At 31.5% G+C, this 23,817-nt stretch carries 20 protein-coding genes; 17 read left to right on the top strand and 3 right to left on the bottom strand.

Annotation, left to right across the window (positions count from 1 at the left end):
- Positions 1–77: 77 nt before the first annotated feature.
- The 4 genes from EAH69_RS08390 to EAH69_RS08375 all read left to right on the top strand — a co-directional run bounded on the left by EAH69_RS08390 (position 78) and on the right by EAH69_RS08375 (position 4,852).
- Positions 78–2,033, top strand: a complete 1,956-nt coding sequence (locus tag EAH69_RS08390; protein ID WP_121934750.1) for a putative porin — start codon at positions 78–80, stop codon at positions 2,031–2,033.
- 195 nt (positions 2,034–2,228) lie between these two features.
- Positions 2,229–3,251, top strand: coding sequence for an alpha/beta hydrolase (locus EAH69_RS08385; protein WP_121934749.1), 1,023 nt, complete (start codon positions 2,229–2,231; stop codon positions 3,249–3,251).
- 153 nt (positions 3,252–3,404) lie between these two features.
- Positions 3,405–4,469 (top strand): DUF2891 domain-containing protein, encoded by a 1,065-nt coding sequence (locus EAH69_RS08380; protein ID WP_121934748.1) that lies wholly within the window; start codon positions 3,405–3,407, stop codon positions 4,467–4,469.
- Complete coding sequence (locus tag EAH69_RS08375) at positions 4,469–4,852, top strand: hypothetical protein (protein ID WP_121934747.1); 384 nt, start codon at positions 4,469–4,471, stop codon at positions 4,850–4,852. The genes EAH69_RS08380 and EAH69_RS08375 overlap by 1 nt, the downstream gene beginning before the upstream one ends.
- Positions 4,853–4,888: 36 nt before the next feature.
- On the opposite strand, the gene EAH69_RS08370 is transcribed toward EAH69_RS08375, so the two are convergent.
- Both EAH69_RS08370 and dusB read right to left on the bottom strand, forming a co-directional pair.
- Positions 4,889–6,067, bottom strand: coding sequence for a DcaP family trimeric outer membrane transporter (locus tag EAH69_RS08370; protein WP_121934746.1), 1,179 nt, complete (start codon positions 6,065–6,067; stop codon positions 4,889–4,891).
- A 265-nt stretch (positions 6,068–6,332) separates the two neighbouring features.
- Entirely contained in the window at positions 6,333–7,331 is a 999-nt protein-coding gene (gene dusB / locus EAH69_RS08365; protein WP_121934745.1) for a tRNA dihydrouridine synthase DusB, read from the bottom strand.
- Between the two features lie 34 nt (positions 7,332–7,365).
- On the opposite strand from dusB, the gene EAH69_RS08360 reads away from it, so the two are divergent.
- The 8 genes from EAH69_RS08360 to atpG all read left to right on the top strand — a co-directional run bounded on the left by EAH69_RS08360 (position 7,366) and on the right by atpG (position 13,131).
- Positions 7,366–7,581: an AtpZ/AtpI family protein gene (locus EAH69_RS08360; protein ID WP_121934744.1), complete on the top strand. Its 216-nt coding sequence runs from the start codon at positions 7,366–7,368 to the stop codon at positions 7,579–7,581.
- A gap of 2 nt (positions 7,582–7,583) precedes the next feature.
- On the top strand, positions 7,584–7,964 hold the full coding sequence (locus EAH69_RS08355) for a hypothetical protein (protein WP_121934743.1): 381 nt from the start codon (positions 7,584–7,586) through the stop codon (positions 7,962–7,964).
- 78 nt (positions 7,965–8,042) lie between these two features.
- Positions 8,043–9,173, top strand: coding sequence for a F0F1 ATP synthase subunit A (gene atpB, locus EAH69_RS08350; protein ID WP_121934742.1), 1,131 nt, complete (start codon positions 8,043–8,045; stop codon positions 9,171–9,173).
- A 69-nt stretch (positions 9,174–9,242) separates the two neighbouring features.
- Positions 9,243–9,452: an ATP synthase F0 subunit C gene (gene atpE, locus EAH69_RS08345; protein ID WP_121934815.1), complete on the top strand. Its 210-nt coding sequence runs from the start codon at positions 9,243–9,245 to the stop codon at positions 9,450–9,452.
- A gap of 97 nt (positions 9,453–9,549) precedes the next feature.
- Complete coding sequence (locus EAH69_RS08340) at positions 9,550–10,044, top strand: F0F1 ATP synthase subunit B (RefSeq protein ID WP_121934741.1); 495 nt, start codon at positions 9,550–9,552, stop codon at positions 10,042–10,044.
- Positions 10,045–10,046: 2 nt separating this feature from the next.
- Positions 10,047–10,607, top strand: a complete 561-nt coding sequence (atpH, locus tag EAH69_RS08335; RefSeq protein ID WP_121934740.1) for an ATP synthase F1 subunit delta — start codon at positions 10,047–10,049, stop codon at positions 10,605–10,607.
- Positions 10,608–10,618: 11 nt separating this feature from the next.
- On the top strand, positions 10,619–12,193 hold the full coding sequence (gene atpA, locus EAH69_RS08330) for a F0F1 ATP synthase subunit alpha (protein WP_121934739.1): 1,575 nt from the start codon (positions 10,619–10,621) through the stop codon (positions 12,191–12,193).
- A gap of 71 nt (positions 12,194–12,264) precedes the next feature.
- Positions 12,265–13,131 (top strand): ATP synthase F1 subunit gamma, encoded by an 867-nt coding sequence (gene atpG, locus EAH69_RS08325; protein ID WP_121934738.1) that lies wholly within the window; start codon positions 12,265–12,267, stop codon positions 13,129–13,131.
- Positions 13,132–13,280: 149 nt separating this feature from the next.
- On the opposite strand, the gene glyA is transcribed toward atpG, so the two are convergent.
- Entirely contained in the window at positions 13,281–14,555 is a 1,275-nt protein-coding gene (gene glyA / locus EAH69_RS08320) for a serine hydroxymethyltransferase (protein WP_121934737.1), read from the bottom strand.
- A 546-nt stretch (positions 14,556–15,101) separates the two neighbouring features.
- Here glyA and EAH69_RS08315 point away from each other — a divergent pair.
- The 5 genes from EAH69_RS08315 to EAH69_RS08295 all read left to right on the top strand — a co-directional run bounded on the left by EAH69_RS08315 (position 15,102) and on the right by EAH69_RS08295 (position 23,472).
- A complete protein-coding gene (locus EAH69_RS08315; protein WP_230466755.1) occupies positions 15,102–16,160 on the top strand; it encodes an anhydro-N-acetylmuramic acid kinase in 1,059 nt (352 codons plus the stop codon).
- A 138-nt stretch (positions 16,161–16,298) separates the two neighbouring features.
- The gene (gene nhaA / locus EAH69_RS08310; protein ID WP_121934735.1) at positions 16,299–17,456 is read left to right on the top strand and encodes a Na+/H+ antiporter NhaA; all 1,158 of its coding nucleotides are present in this window, start codon (positions 16,299–16,301) and stop codon (positions 17,454–17,456) included.
- A 97-nt stretch (positions 17,457–17,553) separates the two neighbouring features.
- The gene (locus tag EAH69_RS08305; protein WP_121934734.1) at positions 17,554–18,774 is read left to right on the top strand and encodes a bifunctional folylpolyglutamate synthase/dihydrofolate synthase; all 1,221 of its coding nucleotides are present in this window, start codon (positions 17,554–17,556) and stop codon (positions 18,772–18,774) included.
- Positions 18,775–19,012: 238 nt separating this feature from the next.
- Positions 19,013–19,759: a hypothetical protein gene (locus EAH69_RS08300; protein WP_121934733.1), complete on the top strand. Its 747-nt coding sequence runs from the start codon at positions 19,013–19,015 to the stop codon at positions 19,757–19,759.
- A 35-nt stretch (positions 19,760–19,794) separates the two neighbouring features.
- Complete coding sequence (locus EAH69_RS08295; protein ID WP_121934732.1) at positions 19,795–23,472, top strand: hypothetical protein; 3,678 nt, start codon at positions 19,795–19,797, stop codon at positions 23,470–23,472.
- Positions 23,473–23,817: the final 345 nt, after the last annotated feature.

Below are 23,817 nucleotides of genomic sequence, written 5' to 3'. Positions count from 1 at the left end.
TTTTTAACCCACTCCATGCGAGTGGGTTTTTTGTTCTCTCAGATTTTAGATTACTTTTGTAACGTTATAACAATCTTATGAAGAAGTATTTTTTCATTACATTATTCGGAATCAGTTTTTATTCGTTTGCACAAGTAAACGATTCATTAGTTGAATCTCGAATAGTGAAGCCCTTAAAAGGAAATTCAACAAACGATTCTATTCAAATTTTCAAAACTAAAATTGATGATTATAAGTTTTGGACAGAAAATTCTAAACAATCAATTGTTGATACAACTTTATCAATAAAAAATTATTACAATCAAAATTTCATCAAACAAGATTTATTCGGTAAAATGATATTTCCGAATAGTGGATCTGTAGTGATGGATTTAGAAGTGCAAGACAAACCATTTGTAATTTCTATGCTTCCTTTCGGGAAGAAATACAATTACTATGGTGTGAATGATGTGCGTTATTTTGATGTAAAAACACCTTATACAGAATTTATTTACGAAGCTGGAGTAAAGGAAGGGAATTTCTTATCTACCACTTTTTCCCATAACTTAAATTCTCGATTTAATTATACATTTCATTATCGTGGTTTAAACTCTGAAGGTCGTTTCAGAAGAGAAGGAAATAAAAACAATAGTTTAGTTTTCTCATCTAACTACAAATCCAAGAATGAACGATTAACAATTCAAGGACATTTTGCTTCGCAGAAATTAGATACGCAAGAGAATGGAGGTGTAGAGGATATCAACGATTTTATTTATCAAGATGATCGTCGTTTAACTAACGTACGAAATATTAAGATGAATTTACAGAATTCGCGTTCTGAATTTGATTCACGTCGTGTACATATGACAGGAGTTTATGGAATATTAAAACGTATTAACGCCTCGGATTCCTCTGTTTATCATCCAATTCAATTAAAAAATACTTTATCATACGAAAAGCAAAAAATGCGTTTCGAACAAGGTATTGCGGAGTTTTATACATCTCCTGTGATTGGGAACGATACGCGTGATAAAAAATATGCAACTAATTTTAGTAATACAACAACTGCTGGTTTTCAGTGGACGAATCGTTTAAAAGCTGAAGCCGGAATTAAATTTCAAAATGTAAAAGTTGGTGTTGATGATGTGTTAGTAAATACGAATCCAGAAATTGAATTTAATCCTATTCGAAAAGATTGGTCTGAAAGTTTGTTTGGAGCAGTTGCTAAAATTGATTTCGATTGGAATGAGAAGTTACGACTTCGTGCGAATGGAGAATTATTGCAAGGAAGCAATTACGATGGTTTATACAATGTAGATGCAGCTCTGGATATTCAACCAATCGAAGGATATACATTAACTGCTGGTATTTTAGCACAATCTAATATTCCGTCTTTAAATTTAATGTACAACCAAAGTTATTTTGCAGATTTTAATTATTTTAATCAATTTAATAAAGAGAATACGCAAAAAATATATGGAGTTTTAAATTTAGAAAAATTAAATACAACAGTAGAGGCTGCTGCTTATAATATAGATAATTACGTTTATACGAATGCAGAATATTTGCCTACACAATTAAATGATAACATCAATTACTTTAAATTGAAATTGACGAATCATTTTACGTTTGCTAAAAATTTCAATTTAGTATCTACAGTACAATATCAAAATGTAACCAAAAACGAAGAGTTTATGCCGTTGCCAGATTTGATTTTACGCGAAACATTCTATTGGCAAGGTAAAGTTTTTGATGGAAAAGGAGAATTACAAGCAGGTTTAAGTGGTTACTATTTTACAGGATATAATGCTTTTCAATATTTTCCTGTAACGAACGAATTGATGATGCAAAACGGAGATCAAATTCAAGAAATTGGAGATTTTCCAATTATTGATGCATTTATCAATTTTAAAGTTCAAAACATGAGATTCTATATCCGTGGTGAACATTTAAACTCGATGTTCTCTAAAGAGCCTCAATATTTTTCTGCTCCGGGTGTACCTTACCGAGCATTCAAATTCCAGTTAGGTTTAAAGTGGAATATCTTTACATAATAAATCATGTCATTCCGATTTCGTCGAGGAATCTCAAATAAATAAAAAAACGACTTCTGATGAGGTCGTTTTTTTATTTACAGTCATTCTTAACTTGTTTCAGCTTGACAATTTATGTCTGATGACGTCGTTTTTATGCTTAAAATCATTCTTTAGATTAATTCTAAATAATTATTTTTGATTAAAATCAACACAATGAAAAAACTACTTTATTTATTCATCCTATTTATAAATCAAATAACTTTCGCTCAAGAAAAATTACCCTTTGGTGAAATTCAAAAAATCCAATCAAAAGTTTTGGGTACTGAACGTGAGATTTGGATTAATCTTCCCGAATCATATTCAAATCCAAAAATTCAAAAAGTAAATTATCCCGTAATTTATGTATTAGATGCCGAAGATAATTTCACATTTGTGTCAAGTGTTGTCAATAAGTTTCAAAAAGGGCATTACCAGGAAATGCCAGAATCTATTGTAATCGGAATTACGAATAAAAATGGAGATCGCACCAAAGATTTTACACATCTTAACGATAAAAAATTTCTTGAATTTATCCAAACTGAATTATTCCCATTTGTAGAAAATTATTACCGAGTTTTGGATTATAAATTTTTGATAGGTCATTCATTAGGTGGTTATTTTGCTTTAAAAACGTTATACAATTATCCTGAAACTTTTAATGCGTATGTAGCACACGACCCAAGTATTTGGTTTAATGATTTTGAATTAATAAAGTTATATCAAAATGCTAAATCGAATGATTTTAAGAAAAGATTTTTGATAATTACGCAAGTTGGAGAAAGTCAAAATGTAGGACATTTACAAGATCATTATGGAGGCATTAAAACTGTTCATTCATTAATAAGTGAATCGAATAATCAAACAATTAGCTATAATTATCGTCAATATGCAGACGAAGAACACGGTTCGGTTCCAATGATTGGAAACATAGATTTTATCCGTTGGATGTACGATGGTTATAGAATCAATATTAAAGATGTTCCAAATCAACCCGATTTAATTGAAGATTCGTTTAAAGCATTTTCATCGAAGATAAATTTCACTTTTCAACCACAAGAAACATATATCCATTTAGTAGCAAATTATTTAGTTAAACAAAAGAAATTTGATTTAGCCAAGAAGTATTTTGAATATAATGTGAATAATTTTCCACAAAGTCAGCAAGCAAAAGAAGCGCTTGAAAATTTCAAAGATTAAAATTTTCTCGAAACTCAATAATTCTATTTTAACAAAATAATAATGTCATTCCGAGCCTGCGAGGAATCTTTCAGTAAGATTGATAGATGGTGAAAAGCTGAATTAAATTTAACTTGACAGAATAAATTGATTAGTTTTATAAAAACAATCTTCATGAAACGATTTTTAATCCTATCAACTATAATTTCTTCAACTGCTTTTGCACAAGAGTTAAAAGTAGAACAAGCTCAAAAGATTTTCGATTTACCAACGCATTGTATCACGATAGAATATCCAAATAAATTAGGAAATGTATTGGGAAGTGATACTGATTTGAAAAAGCCAAAACAATTACGTCCTATATTTTATGGATGTTTTGACTGGCATTCTTCGGTACATGGCTTTTGGTCGATCGTAAAATTGATGAAAGATTTTCCTGAATTGGATAAAAATAGAGAAGTAAGAAATCAATTAAATGAGTTGATTACTGCTGAAAATGCAGCGGTAGAAAAAGCATTTTTCGAGGATAAAAACAATCGCAATTTTGAACGAACTTATGGATGGGCGTGGTTACTTCAATTACAAATGGAATTGAATAATTGGCAAGATCCAGATGCACAACGTTGGGCAAAAAATCTAAAACCGTTAAGTGATTTGATTGTTGAAAAGTACAAAGGTTATTTACCAAAATTGGTTTATCCAGTTCGTACCGGAACACATGATAACACAGCTTTTGGTTTGAGTTTGGCAATAGAATATGCACGTTCAGTTAATGATAAAGCGTTTGAAGAAGTGATTGTAACTCATGCAAATCGTTTGTATGGAAAAGATACAAAATGTAACATTGCTTTCGAGCCAAGTGGTTCCGATTTTTTATCTGCTTGTTTAGAAGAAGCATTGATTATGTCAAAAATTCAACAAAAAGAGGATTATAAAGAATGGTTAAAAGATTTTTTACCTCAATTATTTAAAAAGAATTTTGAATTGAATCCTGGAATAGTTTCAGATCGTACAGATGGTCATTTGGTGCACTTAGATGGACTAAATTTTAGTCGTGCAACAGCTTTGTATCAAATTGCTGATAAATTACCTGAACTAAATTATTTAAATCAATGGGCAGATCATCATTTTAATTATTCTTTCAATAATATCTCAAATGATGATTATATGGGAAGCCATTGGTTGGGAACTTTTGCATTGTATGCGCTGAAAACGAAACAAGAATTAAAAGCGAAATAATGTTTAAAGATCAAGAAGGAAATTATAAATTGAAAGTCGCTTTCGATTATGATGATACATTAACAGATGATGTTTTATTTCAATTAGCAAAACGTTTGATCTGTAAAGGTCACGATGTTTGGATTATGACTGTTCGTACCAGTAACGAACAATATTTGGAACATTGCAAACGAATGAATCTGGAACCAAAAGTAGAAGGAAGAAACGAAGATTTATTGAAAGATGCTAAAGAATTAGGAATCGAAGAGAAAATCATTTTTACGGATGGTGAAGATAAATTGGAATTTTATCAAGAACATCAATTTGATTTATTGTTTGATGATGATGCCGATTGGCATACGAATCCAATCTGTGAAGCAGGAGGAATCGGAATTCATTTATAAAATAAAAACCATCTCAAACGAGATGGTTTTTCTATTTTAGAAACTAAATACTGCCGAAAATTGTAGTCTCGCAGATTCTGTTTTATTAGATAATTGGTGTCGATCTACAACACCGTAAGTTAAATCAAAACCAGTTCTGAAATAATTTGTAGGTTGATAAACAGTGTTAATTCCGATGTGCTGAACTTTCTTTAGGATTCCTTCGGTTGCGTATTTTTCTTTTCCTAAAAAAGAACCACTATAAAACGCTACAGAGCTCCACTTTTGGTTCCACCAATGTTCGTAAGCTAAAACTGTGCTAAAGAAATTTAATTTCTTTAATCTATTTTGATTGTTAGTATCAGGAACGGCGTCGTAACCTTCTTCATTAAAAGAAATCACATTTGTAGCTGTACCGTTACCTGCAGCGGCAATCAGTTTGAAATTACTTAATTTATCTACATATAAAACAGAAGATGCATGAACTCCAATTCCTAATGTCGTATTTACTTCAAGTTCTTCTTCCGTATTATTGCGTTTTTGATAACTAATAGGGCTTAAGAAAGCAGCTGTTCTTATGTACGATTTTTCTCCATATTTATACGCACCAACAAGATTAGGAAGTAAGTTTTGCTTTTTCCAACCTAATTCATTCTCTGGTAAAGTAATACTTGGTGTGTTTGGATCTTCTAATGCGATCGAAAATTGATTTTTTGAATTGATTTCTTTCGTGTATCGGATTTGCATTTTACGAGTATATAATGCAGCATTAGGTCCATTAAAATCTAATAAATTAGCCCAAGTATCAAGGTCATTTACATTACTCCAGTCTTGTCCAATCATCCAATTTTTATAGGTAATAAAAAGTTTTCTAAGACGCGGTTCTGTTTTGTTATTTGGTCCAATAAAGTCGATCTGTACAAATCCTCTAATACCTGTTTCGTTATTGGTAATACCAAGACCTAATTGGGACTGACGCATGGTGAAATACGAATAGTATTCGGTTTTGTTAGATTCCATGTAAGTAGGAAAATAGCCGTCGATATAATCTAATTTTTTATTATCGAAGATGACATCAGCTTGTATAAATCCAGAAAAATCTAACTCCCAAGGTTTTGTTGGTTCTTGATCTATTGTTTTTTTAGTTTGTGGTATAGAATCAATTATTATTTCAAGATTTTGAGCTCGAGTAATTACTGATATACATATGAACAAATATAAAAAGATGCTTTTCATGAATAAATTTATTGTGATAAATTTTTCACGATAATAAGATCTAATTAAAGCTAATATTGTAGGGTGGGGGTTGAAAGTACAAATAAATATTTTTAATTTAATATTCTGTATATAAGATAATTGTAAAATTATATACTGTTATCAAACTTTTTAATACTTGCCTTTTTTAGTGATTAAAATATTCTATTTTTAAACTTGATTTTATGATAAAAAAAAACCACTATCGAAAAGATAGTGGTTTTGATATGTTATTAAATTTTAAAGCTTAAATATTATTTGATAAAGTAGGAATAAATTCTTCTTCTATTTCTTTAAATGTAGCTTCAATATCAATTAAATTATCTTGCGTCACTAATTTTGTGCGATAAGGTTTAAAGTTTGGAATTCCTTTAAAGTAATTCGTATAATGCATACGAGTTTCTAAAATTCCTGTACGTTCACCTTTCCATTCAACAGCCCATAGTAAATGGTTTTTAGCTGCTCTCAAACGTTCGAATATAGTTGGTTCTGGTAATAATTCACCAGTTTCTCGGTAATGTTTAATCTGATTAAATATCCAAGGATAACCAATTGCTGCTCTACCAATCATTACGCCATCTACACCATATTTCTCTTTATATTCAACGGCTTTTTGTGGTGAATCAATATCTCCATTTCCGAAAATCGGAATCTCAATATTTGGATTTGCTTTTACTCTTGCAATGTGCGACCAATCCGAATGACCTTTGTACATCTGCGCACGCGTACGCCCGTGTATCGCTAATGCTTTGATTCCTGTATCTTGTAAACGTTGAGCAACTTCATCAATATTAATAGAATCATGATCCCAACCTAAACGAGTTTTAACTGTAACAGGTAAATGCGTACTTTCAACTACCGATTTAGTTAATTTAACCATTAAATCAATGTCTTTTAATACTCCAGCACCAGCACCTTTACATACTACTTTTTTTACAGGACAACCAAAGTTAATATCTACTAAATCTGGTTCAACAGTTTCCACAATTTTAGCAGACATTGCCATTGCTTCTTCATCACCACCAAAAATTTGTATACCGATAGGTCTTTCATAATCGAAAATATCTAACTTCATACGACTCTTTATCGCGTCACGGATTAATCCTTCAGACGAGATAAATTCAGTATACATCAAATCTGCGCCATGTTCCTTACATAAACGACGGAATGGCGGATCACTTACATCCTCCATAGGTGCAAGTAATAAAGGGAAGTCTGGTAACTCTATGTTTCCTATCTTTACCACAGTAAATAATTTTTTGCAAAATTACGTAATAATTATGAAACAAGAGCCTAAGACAAAAAACGTAAACAATTTCTTGAAATTTTCGGGAATGGGAATTCAAATGGCATTAACGATTGCTATCTTTGCCGGAATTGGGTATTGGTTAGACGGAAAAATGGAAACAAAACAACCTTATTGGACGGCAGCAATGTCTTTAATAGGTGTATTTGGTGGAATTTTTTCTGTAATTAGACAGTTACCAAAAGAATAAATATGGGAAAAGAATTTTTAAAATTAGCATTAATATATATAGTATTAGTGATTGTTGTAGGTGCAACTCATTTTGGAGTAGTTTCTTCGATGAATTTGAGCGAAAATCCGCCAATAGTGTATAAAATTTATATTATTTTAGGATTAATTACGTTTATGATATTACAAGTTGGATTCTTGGTAAAAGTTAAAAGTTCAGATTTTGTAGGATTTACTTTTATGGGAGGTATGGTAGCTAAGATGGGAATTGTTTTAGCCCTGATTGTTGTAAATGAACAAATTAAATCAAATGTTTTACATTTGGTATTGGCATATTTTGTAATTTTGCTCATCGAAGTTTTAATCTTTCTAAGCCTAATTAAATTAGAGTTAAAAAAGATTTAATGATTTTTAGCATTACGTTTTGGTAAGTGGTTAATTTACTATAATTTTGCACGCAATTTAGATACAAAGGAATTATACATGAAATTTTCAGCGTTATTAACGTTTTTAATGTTATTTACATTTGGATTCGCAAATGCGGCTTCAACTGTGACTGATGCAAAGACGTTCAGTGAATTAGTACAGAAAGAAAAAGATGCGAAAGCAGAGGAAATGGCTCAAGTGAAAGCTGGTGAAAAAACTTTCAATCCTGTACCAACTATTATGCACCACATTGGTGATGCACACGAGTGGCACTTATGGGGAGAAGGAGACAACAGTGTTTCTATTCCATTGCCAATTATTTTATGGGATGATAACGGATTAAATGTTTTCATGTCATCTAAATTCCACCACGGAGAAGATATCGTAGAAAGTAACGGAAATCACTACGTTCTTTTTCACGAAAAAGTTTACAAAACTGATGCTAACGGAGCAATTTCTTTCGACGAGGCTGGACATTTAGCAAACGAGAAACCATTAGATTTCTCAATTACAAAAAACGTAGCATCTATGTTATTATCTTTTGTAATCTTAATTTTAGTATTCTCAGCTGTAGCATCTAACTACAAGAAAGGAAATTTAGTACCTAAAGGTATTGCAGGTTTTATCGAGCCGATTATTATCTTTATTCGTGACGAAGTTGCGGTTCCAAACATTGGAGAGAAAAAATACGCGAAATACATGCCGTATTTATTAACATTATTCTTCTTTATTTGGATTAATAACTTATTAGGGTTATTACCAGGAGCAGCAAACGTTACAGGTAACATCGCAGTAACATTCGTTTTAGCATTAATCGCGTTAATCGTAATTAATGTATCAGGAAACAAAGAGTACTGGGGACACATGTTATGGATGCCAGGTGTACCAGTTCCAGTAAAAATCTTATTAGCTCCAATCGAGTTAATCGGAATTATTACTAAACCATTCGCCTTAATGATCCGTTTATTCGCGAACATTACTGCAGGTCACATCATCATCTTATCGTTAATCTCGTTAATCTTTATCTTCCAAACAGAGTTTATGGCAGGTGGTTCTTTACCATTAGCATTATTCATCTACTGTTTAGAGTTATTAGTAGCAGTATTACAAGCATTCGTATTTACAATGTTAGTAGCATTATTCATCGGTACTGCAACAGCAGAGCACGATCACCACGATGCACACTAATTAAATACAAAATAGAACAAATAAGTATAAAATAATTTTTTAATATATCTAAATCATATTATTATGGCAATTTCAGGAAGTATTGCAGCTTTAGGAGCTGGATTAGCAGTATTAGGAGTAGGTTTCGGAATCGGTAAAATCGGTTCTTCAGCTATGGAAGGTATCGCTCGTCAGCCAGAAGCAGCTTCAAAAATTCAAACAGCTATGATTATCGCTGCAGCCTTAATCGAGGGTGCTGGTTTATTCGGAATCGTAGTTGCGTTATTAGGTAACGGATAAGAATTGAATAGAATTTAGCTTCTGTAACGGTTGGTTATAGAAGCTAATTCTTATTAAAAAATTAACTAGAATTAAAAATATCAAATAAAACATACAAATGGATTTAATAACTCCTTCGGTTGGTCTGATTTTTTGGACAGCGATTGTTTTTATCATCTTATTAGTAATCTTAAGATCTGTAGCGTGGAAACCAATTTTATCTGCAGTTACTGAGAGAGAGAAATCTATCGAAGATGCTTTAAATGCAGCTAAGAAAGCAGAAGAAAAATTAGTAGCTTTAAACGCAGAAAACGAAAGATTAATCAAAGAAGCTAAAATTGAGCGTGATGCGATTTTAAAAGAAGCTCGTGAAATGAAAGACAAAATCGTTAACGAAGCAAAATCTACTGCTCAAGTTGAAGCTGACCGTTTAATCGAATCTGCTAAAACTGCTATTTCTAATGAAAAAGCTGCAGCAATGGCTGATATCAAAAACCAAGTAGGTCAATTATCAATTGAAATTGCTGAAAAAATCTTAACTAAAGAATTAGCTGACAAACCAGCACAAGAATCTTTAGTAAACCAAGTTATTGATCAAGTTAAATTCAACTAATCATGGCAGGATTCAGAGCAGCAAATAGATATGCAAAAGGTTTGATGCAATACGCTTTAGATGCGAATCAAACTGACCTTGTCTATGCTGAGATGAATGAAGTGATTAACGTAATTAAAAAGAGTGATGATTTAAGAATTTTCTTAAACTCTCCAATTTTAGACGTTAAAACGAAAGAAACAACTTTAGCACAAATTTTTGCTAGTTTCTCTCCAACTTCTCAAAAATTCATTTCATTAGTTGTAAAACAAGGAAGAGAAAACATCTTATCAAAAATCGCTGAACAATTTATCACGATTTACGATATTATGAATAACATCGTAACAGCAGAAATTACTTCAGCTGTTGAGTTGGATCAATCAACAATCGATAAAATTGTAGCTAAAGCGAAAGAAGGTTTAGATGCAAATGCACAAGTTAAGGTAGTAAACAAAATTGACGCTTCATTAATTGGAGGTTTCGTTTTAAAAGTAGGAAATACACAAGTAGATTCTTCAATCAAGACTCAATTAGCTACACTTAAAAAAGAATTTTTAAATAACGATTACATTCCTAAATATTAAATATTTCAAAGATGCCAGAAATAAATCCAGCTGAAGTTTCAGCTATTTTAAAACAACAACTTTCTAGCTTCGATTCAGCAGTTGAATTAGCAGAGGTTGGAACCGTTCTAAGTGTTGGGGATGGTATTGCTCGCGTATACGGATTAGATAATGCACAATACGGTGAGTTAGTAGAATTCTCTAATGGTTTAGAGGGTATGGTACAAAACTTAGAAGAAGATAATGTAGGTATTGTACTTTTCGGAACGTCTACAGGAATCAAAGAAGGTGATACTGTAAAACGTACTAACAAAATTGCTTCTATCAATGTTGGTGAAGGAATGTTAGGACGTGTTGTAGATATGTTAGGAAATCCTATCGATGGTAAAGGTCCAATCGAAGGTCAATTATATGAAATGCCAATCGAGCGTAAAGCTCCAGGGGTTATCTACCGTCAACCAGTAAACGAGCCGTTACAAACAGGTATCGTTTCTATTGATGCGATGATTCCAGTTGGTCGTGGTCAACGTGAGTTAATCATTGGTGACCGTCAAACAGGTAAAACTTCTGTTGCTTTAGATGCGATTTTAAATCAAAAAGAATTCTACGATAGAGGTGAAACTGTATTCTGTATTTATGTAGCAGTAGGACAAAAAGGATCTACAGTTGCTGCAATCCAGAAAACATTACAAGATCACGGTGCTGATAAATATACAGTAGTAGTTGCTGCTAATGCATCTGATCCTGCTCCAATGCAAGTATATGCTCCAATGGCAGGTGCTGCAATTGGTGAGTTCTTCCGTGACTCTGGTCGTCCAGCGTTAATTGTTTATGATGATTTATCTAAACAAGCGGTTGCTTACCGTGAGGTGTCTTTATTATTACGTCGTCCTCCAGGACGTGAGGCGTACCCAGGTGACGTTTTCTACTTACACTCTCGTTTATTAGAGCGTGCTGCGAAAATCATCGCTGACGATACTATCGCGTCTCAAATGAATGATTTACCAGAATCAATGAAGTCTATCGTTAAAGGTGGTGGTTCTTTAACTGCTTTACCAATTATCGAAACTCAAGCTGGTGACGTTTCTGCTTATATCCCAACTAACGTAATTTCGATTACTGATGGACAGATTTTCTTAGAGTCTGATTTATTCAACTCAGGTGTTCGTCCAGCGATCAACGTAGGTATCTCTGTATCTCGTGTTGGTGGTTCTGCACAAACTAAACCAATGAAAAAGGTTTCTGGAACTTTAAAATTAGACCAAGCTCAATACCGTGAGTTAGAAGCGTTCGCTAAGTTCTCTTCTGATTTAGATGCTGCTACTATGGCTGTTATCGGAAAAGGTGTTCGTAACGTTGAAATCTTAAAGCAAGGAGTTAACTCTCCAATGCCAGTAGAGGAGCAAGTTGCTGTAATTTTCGCAGGAACAAACGGTTTATTGAAAAATGTACCAACAAACCAAGTGAAAGAGTGGCAAGTTGATTTCGTTGAATTAATGAGAAACAAATACGCTGACACTTTAGAAGCTATCCGTAAAGGTAAATGGGACGATGCTATCATCGCTACATTAAACCAAGTGATTGCAGATACAACAGCTAAATATTAATAATATCTAATATAAACTGGGAACTTCGGTTCCTGGTTTATACTATATAATCCTTCAAGTTATAAAGTTATATGGCAAATTTAAAAGAAATCCGTGGTAGAATTACTTCTGTAGGATCAACAATGCAGATTACGAGTGCTATGAAAATGGTATCGGCTGCTAAATTGAATCGTGCACAAGAATCTATTGTTCAACTACGTCCATATGCAAATAAATTACGCGAATTATTACAAAATGTAAGTTCTACTTTAGATGCAGGTGTAGGAGGAGCTTTAACAGAACAACGCGAGGTTAATAATGTACTTTTAGTAGCTATTAACTCTAACCGTGGTTTATGTGGAGGATATAATTCTAGTATTATTAAGAAAGTTAACGCTTTATTAGAAGGTGAATTAGCAGGTAAAAATGTTGAGTTAATTACAATTGGTAAGAAAGCTTACGAATCGTTTAAAAACTCTCAAACAATTGCTGCTAACGAATCTGCTTTATGGGATAACTTAAACTTTGATGATGTTGCTAAGATTGCTGAAGATTTAACAAACCAATTTAAGGAAGGTAAATATGATCAAATTCGTATCGTTTACAACCAATTCCAAAATGCGGCTGTTCAAATCGTACAAGACGAGCAATTTTTACCAGTAGTATTAGAGCAAGGAACTGAAGAAGTTGCTGCTGAATTAGATTACATTTTCGCTCCTTCGAAAGAAGAAATCTTAAATGATTTAATTCCTCAGACTTTAAAAACGCAATTATACAAAGCTGTTTTAGACGCTAACGCTTCTGAACACGGTGCACGTATGACTGCAATGCATAAAGCTACTGATAATGCAAGCGAGTTACAAAGAGCTTTAAAAATTCAATACAACAAAGCTCGTCAAGCTGCTATTACAAACGAAATCTTAGAGATCGTTGGTGGTGCAGAAGCATTAAATTCATAAGATTAGAATATAATATTCAACATATTTATGAAAAGCAACTTCAAATAGAAGTTGCTTTTTTTATTGATTAAAATCTCAATTATTATATAAACAAAAAGTCCTAAACATTGTTCAGGACTTTTATATATAAACTAAAATTTAGTATCTAATTAATTCATTTGAAATAATGGACGATCAGCCATAAAGTCGTTTACTTTATCAGCAACCGTTTCAATAATTTCTTCATTGTCGATATTCATTAAAACTTCGTCAATTAAATCAGCAACAGTTTGCATATCACCTTCAACTAATCCACGAGTAGTTACAGCAGCAGTTCCTAAACGGATACCAGAAGTAACGAATGGAGATTTATCATCAAAAGGAACCATGTTTTTGTTACATGTAATTTCAGCTAAAACTAAAGCATTTTCTGCTTGTTTACCAGAAATTCCTTTGTTACGTAAGTCAATTAACATACAGTGGTTATCTGTACCTCCAGAAACGATATCGTATCCTTTAGCCACTAACGCTTCAGCTAACGCTTTAGAGTTTTTAACAACTTGGATAATGTATTCCATGTATCCATCCGATAATGCTTCTTCGAAAGCAACAGCTTTTGCTCCAATTACGTGCTCTAATGGTCCACCTTGTGTTCCTGGGAAAACAGCAGCGTTTAAGATTTGAGACATCATTTTTACTTCACCTTTTGGTGTTTTAGCTCCCCATGGATTTTCAAAATCTTTCCCCATCATAATAACTCCACCACGTGGTCCACGTAAAGTTTTGTGCGTTGTTGTAGTTACAATATGACAGTGAGGCATTGGATCATTTAAGATTCCACGAGCGATTAATCCAGCTGGGTGAGAAACGTCTGCTAATAATAAAGCACCAACTTCGTCAGCAACTTCACGGAATTTAGCATAATCAATATCTCTTGAATAAGCAGAGGCACCACAAATAATTAATTGAGGTTTTTCAGCTCTTGCAGTTTCAGCCATTGCTTCGTAATCGATACGACCAGTTTCTTTATCTACACCATAGAAAGAAGTTTGGTATGTCATTCCTGAAAAGTTTACTGGAGATCCGTGTGTTAAGTGACCACCATGAGATAAATCAAATCCTAAGATTTTATCACCAGGTTTTAAACATGCTAAATAAACTGCAGCATTCGCTTGAGAACCAGAGTGTGGTTGTACGTTTGCATACTCTGCATTAAATAAAGCTTTAATTCTATCAATTGCGATAGTTTCAATTTGATCAACTACTTCACAACCTCCGTAATATCTTTTTCCTGGGTAACCCTCAGCATATTTATTTGTTAAAACAGAACCCATTGCACGCATTACATTTTCAGAAACAAAGTTTTCAGATGCGATTAATTCAATTCCATTTAATTGTCTTTCTTTTTCGTCTTCAATTAAGTCGAAGATAATGTCTTGAGCCATTTTTGTTTTGTTTGTAAATTATTTCATCAAAGATAATATTTTCTTATCGCTTTTAAAATGAAGTTTTTTACAACTTTTTAAAATCTTTTTGGGGCGTTCCCTTCGGTCGGGCTTTCCGTTCCAATCTTTTGTTTTTTTTGATGGATTAGTTAAATAATCATTCAAAAAAAGCAAAAGGATTTCCACTACAATCCCTAACGCATTTCATAATTAGAATTTTGAAAAGACTTCTCCACTTAATTTTCTTATTCTATCGAATCGAAAATTGCTCGAAGTGACAGAGATTATTTTTTATTTTTAAAAATTAATAATAATAGAAAATGTCATTCTGAACGTAATGCATGTGAAGTGAAGAATCTAAAAATAATTATGTTTGTTTTACTGAATTCATTTCAGGATCTCATTAAATAGTGAGAAGCTGAAACAAGTTTAGCTTGACGAATAGAAATTGTCATTCTGAGCTTATCTAAGAATCCAATACTTGATTAGAATATCTTCTAATTATCAAATTCACACATTACCGAATTATCTCATTAAATTTACCTCATGGAAAATTCTACTTTTTGCATCGGATTAATGTCCGGAACTTCTTTAGACGGTTTAGATATTTGCTACGTTCGTTTTGATTCGGATACCGAATTTGAAATTCTTCAAGCCGAAACAATTGATTATTCTCTTAAATTAAAAAATCAACTAAAAAATGCCTACGAAATTTCAGCGATGGAATTATGCGAATTAGATGTCCATTTTGGTTATTATTTAGGTGAACAAGTCAAATTATTTATGGAAAAATATCAAATTCAGAAAGTAGATTTTGTAGCCTCTCACGGACAAACAATTTTTCATCAACCAAATAAAAACTTCACTTTACAAATTGGTAACGGCGCTGCGATTTCTTCACATTGCAATCAAAAAGTAATTTGTGATTTCCGAACGCAAGATGTTGTTTTAGGTGGACAAGGTGCGCCTTTGGTACCGATTGGCGACGAATTATTATTTAATCAATTTGATGCGTGTTTAAACTTAGGGGGATTTTCTAATATTTCGATGAATCGAGAAGGTAAACGTATAGCTTTTGATATTTGTCCTATTAATATTGTACTGAATCATTACGCCAATCAATTAGGTTTTGATTATGATAAAGGCGGTTTATTAGCTTCAAAAGGAGCAATTAATGAAGATTTAGTTTCGGAACTGAATGATTTAGAGTTTTATAGTAAGGATTTTCCAAAATCTTTAGGTTTTGAATGGATAGAAACAGAGTTTTTAACAATTGTTGAAAAATATGATTTATCCATTGAAAATAAGATGATTAGCTGCTTGGAACATATGTTGATTCAGTTAAGTAATTGCTTTAAAAAATACGATATCAACAACGTGTTAATAACTGGAGGTGGAACTAAAAATGATTTATTAATCAATAGATTAAGAGAAAAAATAGCTACAAAAATCATCATTCCAAATGAAAATCTTATCGATTTTAAAGAAGCATTAATCTTTGCATTTTTAGGTTATAGAAAGTTTAATAACCAAATCAATTGTTTAGCTTCAGTGACGGGAGCAAGTAAAGATCATTCGTCCGGAATAATTTATGATGTGATTTAAAATCTTTAAAATTCAGAAATTTATTTTATTCAGTCATTTTTTATATTAAAACAATAAAATCGGGGCTTTTCCTCAATACTAATTTGGTTTAGAAATTTTAAGTTCAGTACATTTACGGAAATATCAATTTTATTTAAGATGGTTTCAAAACTGTTTCAAAAATTCCTTCATGGCCAAACTTCAGGAGGAATTCTACTTATTATCTGTACTATTTTATCATTACTTATAGCCAATTCCGTATTAGCAGATTCTTACCAACATTTTTGGCATTTAGATTTATTCGGACATTCGTTAGCACATTGGATTAACGATGGTTTAATGGCGATTTTCTTCTTCTTAATTGGATTAGAATTAAAACGTGAAATGTTAGTTGGTGAATTATCTGATGTTAAAAAAGCTATTTTACCAATTTTTGCAGCAGTAGGTGGAATGTTAGTTCCGGCCGGAATCTTTGCTGCATTAAATTACGGAACTGATACGATAAATGGATTCGGAATCCCAATGGCAACAGATATTGCATTCGCAGTGGCTGTAATCACAATGTTAGGAAAACGTGTACCAATGTCGTTGAAAGTATTTTTAACTGCTTTAGCTGTAATCGACGATTTAGGGGCAATTATCGTAATCGCATTATTTTATCCCAATCCAGAATTACCTTTTGATTTGACTCAATTCGGAATTGCAATGGGAATTTTTATAGCTTTAATCGGGTTAAATAAATTAAAAGTTAAATCTATCATTCCTTATATTATTGGTGGAATCGCAGTTTGGTGGTTTATGCTTCATTCTGGAATTCACGCTACAATTGCTGGTGTTTTAGTCGCATTTACAATTCCTTTTAATAAAGATCAAACAAAATCTTTATGCGCAAAAGTAGAACACGCTTTACATTTACCAGTTGCATTTATCATTTTACCATTGTTTGCCTTAGCAAATACAGCAATCACAATTGATGGTGGAGGATTCTCTCATTTTAGTTTTCCTTTAGCTGCCGGTATTTTCTTTGGATTAGTTGTTGGTAAACCAATTGGAGTAACTTTAGCATCTTATATTGCCGTGAAATTAGGTTTGTGTGAATTGCCAACGGCCGTTAATTTTAAACGTGTTTTTGGAGCAGGTTTATTAGCCGGAATTGGTTTTACAATGTCAATTTTCGTATCGATGTTAGCTTTTAAAGATCCACAATATGTAAATGAAGCAAAACTAATGATTTTAGTAGCGTCTGTTGTAGCAGCGATATCAGGATTCTTTTATCTGAAAATGACTTTAACAACAAGACAAGATTTTTCAGATTAATTAAATATTAATAATAACAAGTAAGTCGGTTTTTTCTTCGGAAGAAATCGACTTTTTATTTTAGGTCTAATTATCTTTGTTCAAATTTTAGCATCAAATGAGAACGTATCAAGAAACTATCGATTGGTTATTTTCAAACTTACCAATGTTCCAACGTGTAGGAGCTTCAGCAATGAAAAAAGATTTGACAAATATTTCAGAATTATGTGAATATTTAGGAAATCCACAAGAAAGATTTAAAACAATTCATATCGCTGGAACCAATGGAAAAGGTAGTACTTCTCATATGTTTGCTTCAATTTTACATGAAGCGGGTTATAAAGTTGGTTTAACAACTTCGCCACATTTAAAAGATTTTCGTGAGCGTATTCGTATGAATGGTGCAATGTGCGAAGAAGAATTTGTGATCGATTTTGTCGCAAAACATGAACAAAAAATTTTAGAACAAGGCGCGTCTTTTTTTGAGATTGCAATTGCAATGTCTTTCGAATATTTTGCGCAACAGAAAGTAGATATTGCGGTTATCGAAACTGGTCTTGGAGGTCGTTTAGATTCTACGAATATTATTTTACCAGAACTTTCTGTCATTACAAATATTGCTTTAGAACATACACAATTTTTGGGAGATACATTAGAATTAATCGCTTTCGAAAAAGGTGGAATCATCAAACCTAATACTCCAGTTGTGATTGGTGAAACGACTTCGGAAACGAAAAAAGTTTTTACAGATTTAGCAACTGAAAGAAATTCTAAAATTATTTTCGCTGAAGAAAAATTCTTTCAAGATTTACCTTCAGATTTAATCGGATCATATCAAATAAAAAATCGTCGTACAGTTTTAACAGCTGTTGAACAACTAATTGCGCAAGGTTGGGAAATATCTTCTGAAAATATTTCAAACGGATTATTGAATGTTGTAAAAAATACAAATCTAAGAGGACGTTGGGATATTTTAGATCAGAATCCTTTAATTGTTGCAGATACAGCGCATAATCCGCATGGCTTATTAGAAATAGCGAAACAAATTAACGAACAATCATATAATAATTTGCATTTAGTATTAGGATTCGTAAATGATAAAGATGTAAAAGAAAGTTTATCTTTTTTCCCTAAAATGGCAACGTATTATTTTTGCGAACCTGATGTTCCGCGTAAACTTCCGATTGATGAACTAAGAAATGTTGTTCCGACAGATTTAAAAAATGTACATTATTTCGATTCTGTTGCTAAAGCTTTAATAGCTGCTAAAGAATCTGCTCAAGAAAATGATATGATATATACTGGAGGAAGTACTTTTGTTGTTGCAGAAGTGATATAATTTATATTATTAATGAATAAATATATTATAGATTTATTTTATAGTATTAAAATAGGATATTTAAGTCTTGTTATAAAGGCTTAAAACATATATGAATATCCGTTTCCAATAATTTTGTTCGGTAAAATATTATTTTTCATTCAGTTAAAGGATCATAAAAACTTTGTTTTTTATACAATAAGGGTATTTATTCGATTTTTTTAAATTTTCTTTACTTTAGTTTAATTAACAGGTTTTTATGAAAAAATATTTACTAGGTATAGCGATAGCTATGTCAAGCGCTAGCGTATTTGCTCAGGTTGGTATTGGTACCGATACACCTCAAGCAGCATTAGATATTATTGGACAAGGTGATGATAACAATGTTATTGATGGGGTTATTGCGCCTCGTATTACTGGAATTCAATTAAGAGCAAAAAATGACTTATATACAACTGCTCAAAATGGTGCAATTGTATATGTCACTGAAGCGGATTCTGCTCCTGCTGGAAAAACTGTTAAAGTTACTTCTCCAGGATATTTTTATTATTCTCACCCAGAAGGAGATAATATTGAAGGAATTTGGGAACGTATGGATTCATCGTCTAAATTCTTTTATATGCCCTCTGTAGCATTGCCAACAAGAATTGATGATGCTAGAATTACAGATGGGAATAATACTAATTTTACTGTAACTCAAGGTGATCAAACGATATTTACTGTAGACTTATATAATATTTTTAAAGAGCAATTTTTAAAACCCGTAGCATCTTCAGCATTATCAAGTTCTGAAATTCAAAATTTAGACTGTAATGTAAATCCAAGTAAAGGACTATGTGGTTTCGTTTCTTCAAGTGATAAGTATGAATATTATGTAACTTTTATAGATGAATTATTATTTTCAAACACATCAATTTCTCCTGATGGAATTTTGAGTTATCAAGTAGATCCAAATAAAATTATTAGAAATGGTTCTTTTATGAATATTGTTTTAAAGGTTAAGTAAATCATAATCTATTTATAATCTTTTAAACAAATTATATGAAAAATTTATATAGAAAGATAGCATTCGTTATTGTATTTGTACTTATTCAAATACAATTGCTTGCGTATATTAAAGACTCAAGGTTTATACAAGATATTATAGCTAATAAGAATATTTTTCAAGATGAACAATTGCTTTTAAATTTTGATAATGCAATATGGGGCGTTAATTCTAATCAATTTAATGTTATTGCGAATGATAAATTTATTGATAGTAATGGAATCGAATATCCAATTACATTAGGAGCCAATGGTAACGCAACTATACAAAAAATTGGAAGCTGGCCATCGGGGTTTAATCTAGATGAAAATACAGGTATAATTTCGGTTGATAATAGTGTTAATGAAAGACCTATTAGCGGTTTAAATTATAGAGTTTGTGTTGGTCAACTGTGTAAAGAGTCTTCTTTATTATATCAGCAGATTAATGACGTAATACAAGTTACTAAGACAATAACTAGTACTGCATCAGATATAATAAACGGAAAAGATTTAGAATATGAAATTAGGATTGTTAATAGTAATAATTCTGCTAAAAGTGTCTCTTTTGAAGAAGCTTTAGCTGCTTCCACAACAAATACTATATTAACTAAAAATCAAATTGAATTTGTTAGTTGGGTTTTTAATAATCCTTCTACTCATCCAAGTACATTATTAAGTGTTGATAATATAACTAATAAATTAAAAGGAGATTTTATTATTAACGCAAATAGTGAGATTGTAATTAAAGTAAAAGCAAATTTAAAAGCAATTATCGTACCTTCAATTAATTCTATTACAAATGTAAATACGCTCGACAATTCTGATAATTATTTAGTGAACAATGAGAATGTTTTGTTATATATAGATGTAATTCAATACAATAAAGATTTGGCTATTACATCTCGTATTCAAGATCCGAATTCAACACAACCAGGTAATCGAATAACAATTCGCGTAACAAATGTTGGAAAAGAGACTATTATAGCTGGAGTTAATTCAAATAATAAAATTGTTGTTGAATTAGATTTTGACGCAACTTCAGATAATGTATACAATATGATTTTAGGAGATTTTACTTATGATGGTCCTTCTTTACCAACAACTTTAGGTAACAGAAAGTTTATCTTAAACAATAATGTTAATTTAGCTCCAGGAGAGTACAAAGAATTTTCATTTACAAAAGATAATTTTTCTAACGCAGGAACTAATCAAGAGCGAACACATACTTTTACATTAAAGTACACTCCTGATCAAAATTCTACAAATAATACTTCTATACTAACTCATCGAAATGCACCACAACCAGGTAAAATTTCTTTTGAACAAAATTCTGATGTATTAAGTAAATATGTATGTTATAATGGAAGTTTTAAAATGTATAATCGAACTTCTGCAACATCTGAAATCACTGCAGCAAATGTTGACTATAAATATCAATTTAGTAACGATGGTGGATTAACATGGCAATTTATAAAAGGATATTCAGCAACTAATAATAATAAAACAATAATAGATGTATCTATTCCAAAGCCAGATGGCGATAATAGTACTGATATAGTGCATGACAAAGATCAATATAATACTATTGAATTTATTAATGTAACTTCCGATTTCTTAATTCGTAGATATTCTTTTAATGCAGGCCAACCAAACCTTTATTCATGGACAGAGCCAATTGAAGTTAAAGTTGAACAGAATACAATTCAATTTGCGAATGGTGTAAATTCGTTTTCTATTGTTAAAGGTACTCCTTTTTATTTACCACAAGTAACAACTACTTATAAATCAGATTTAAAATATTTTAGAATTAATCCTGATTCGGGTGACCTTACAGAGATTACAGATACTCAATCTCCAATAAGTTTAACTTTACCTGAAGGAGTAGAATCTAAAACATATGAGTTTTTAGTTCAAGCGACAACAACGAATACAGGAGGTAATAACAATTCTAATATTTCTTCAGCATTAGGTTGCGAAACTTTAGAAATTTTTAAAGTAATTGTTTACGACCCAACGAAATGTAATATATATACTAAAAGAACATTTGCAACACATGTTAAGTCTTGGACTTCAGGATTAAGCGGTGTTGCCAATCCAGAACAAGCTATACCTCAGGATTACAATGGAGAAATTCATGTAAATAGAGCTAACGCTGCAACACTTACTGGTGGAGTAGTATTATTAGGTATAGGTACTGTTGGGGTTGATTTATATTTTACAGATGAATCAGGAAATTTATTAAATCTAAAAAATAAAAAAGTAGTAATTAAATTAGGAGAACAATACTCCGGTTTAAAAGTTGCAGGAGGGCTTTCTGTTAGAGCAATTAAAACAGATAGAACTCTAAATAATTTATCTGTAGCTCCTAATTTAGTTGGCGCAACTAAAGGTGTTAAAGGAGGTGTTTTAGATGCTTTAAAAGGTGATAATGTATTCGAATATTCTTTTATTCCAGCAACTACTTCTGGCACTCCAGAAGAATTTAATGGTGTACGTATACAATTAGGTTCTTTAATCGGAGTAGCAGATTTAGCATCAGTATTTTATGCTTATATTGAAGAGGAAGATACAATTACAAATAATGACGATTATTGTACTTTAATTAATTCTGATATTATTGTGTCACCACCTTCATCGTTACAATATCCAGACAATCAACGTGATGTTGATGCATCTTACGTTAAGTCAGGGTCTGATAAAATTGAAAATCAGAATATTAAATTAAATAGATCGGCAGAAGATGCATATTGGGGAAATTATTCTGAGGTGTTAAATGTTGCATCTTCTTTATCATCTGTTGTTTTTCCGTATTATTCTATAGACGATGATTATGATAGCTATACGTTATTTAATGCGACAGCAGGAGTGTTAAATATGCAATTTTTAAGAGCTAAATTAAGACAAGCAGCACGTCCCGGGGATCAAGTTCAGATAACATTAGCTTATCCGAATATTAATGTTCTTAATTTGAACTTACTTCAATTAGGAAATTTTAAAATTGTTTATTATAATAAAGGAGCAAAAGTAGGGGAAGAGCTTTTAGAAAAATTTAGAGTTTTAGATATTGGATTATTTAATTTTAAGGATAAACGAAGAGCAGTTTTATCTCGACCAGTTAATTTTATATATGATGAAGTCGAGTTACAACAGTTTAATACAGTTTCTGTAAATTTAGGTGATGGTATTCATATCCACGATATTAGAATTAACCCATTGTTAGCATTTAGTACTCAACAAGATCCTAAAGATGTAACCGAAATATGTGCAGCAGAACCTATAATTATAGAGAAACCAGATTTTTGCACGACTTATAGGCTTTCATTAGCTCGAGTAAGCAAATTTGGAACAGAAAATTATAAGAAAGAAGATGGTTCAGATCTTTTAGATTATAAAGGACGAAAAATTTATCCTATAGAAGAAATCGTAGATTTAACTCCAGAAGAATTAACGAGTTTTGGTATTGATTCAACCGTATTTAATAGTATAGATTTAGATAACGAATTGAAAGCTTATTTTAATTTAGAATTATCACAATTATTTACTGGAGAATTATATGACGGTAAAATGTTAATTAAATTACAAGCAGTAAGGAAAGGGTGTGATTATGGAGAGCCTCAGTATTTAAGAGTCGACTTTAATAATTGTAATCAAGGTATTATTAATCCTGTAATTATGAATTCAGCGAAATACTAAACATATTTTCATATATAAAGCGGTTAAGTTATTCTTAACCGCTTTTTTATTTAGTAAATAATCATCTAAATATGAAAAACAAAATTGATATTTCTAATAAGAATTTTGATAATTCTTATCTAAATAATGATATATTATTAAGATAAGAAAAAATATTTCACCCAACCTCAGTCAGTTAACTCTTAAATGTAAAATAATTGTAAATTCGATTTGGAAGGCTAAAAAAAGTTACCCTATATTTGCACTCTCAATACGAAAGCCGAGTAGTATTGAAAATTGAAGTAGCAAAGAAGTAGTAAAAAATAAAAACTTCAAAATTTATTCAAATTTAATTTTGCAGTTTAA

This window comes from Faecalibacter macacae (genome assembly GCF_003687725.1).
GTDB classification, from domain to species: Bacteria; Bacteroidota; Bacteroidia; order Flavobacteriales; family Weeksellaceae; genus Empedobacter; species Empedobacter macacae.
This window is presented reverse-complemented; position numbering and strand designations above follow the sequence as displayed.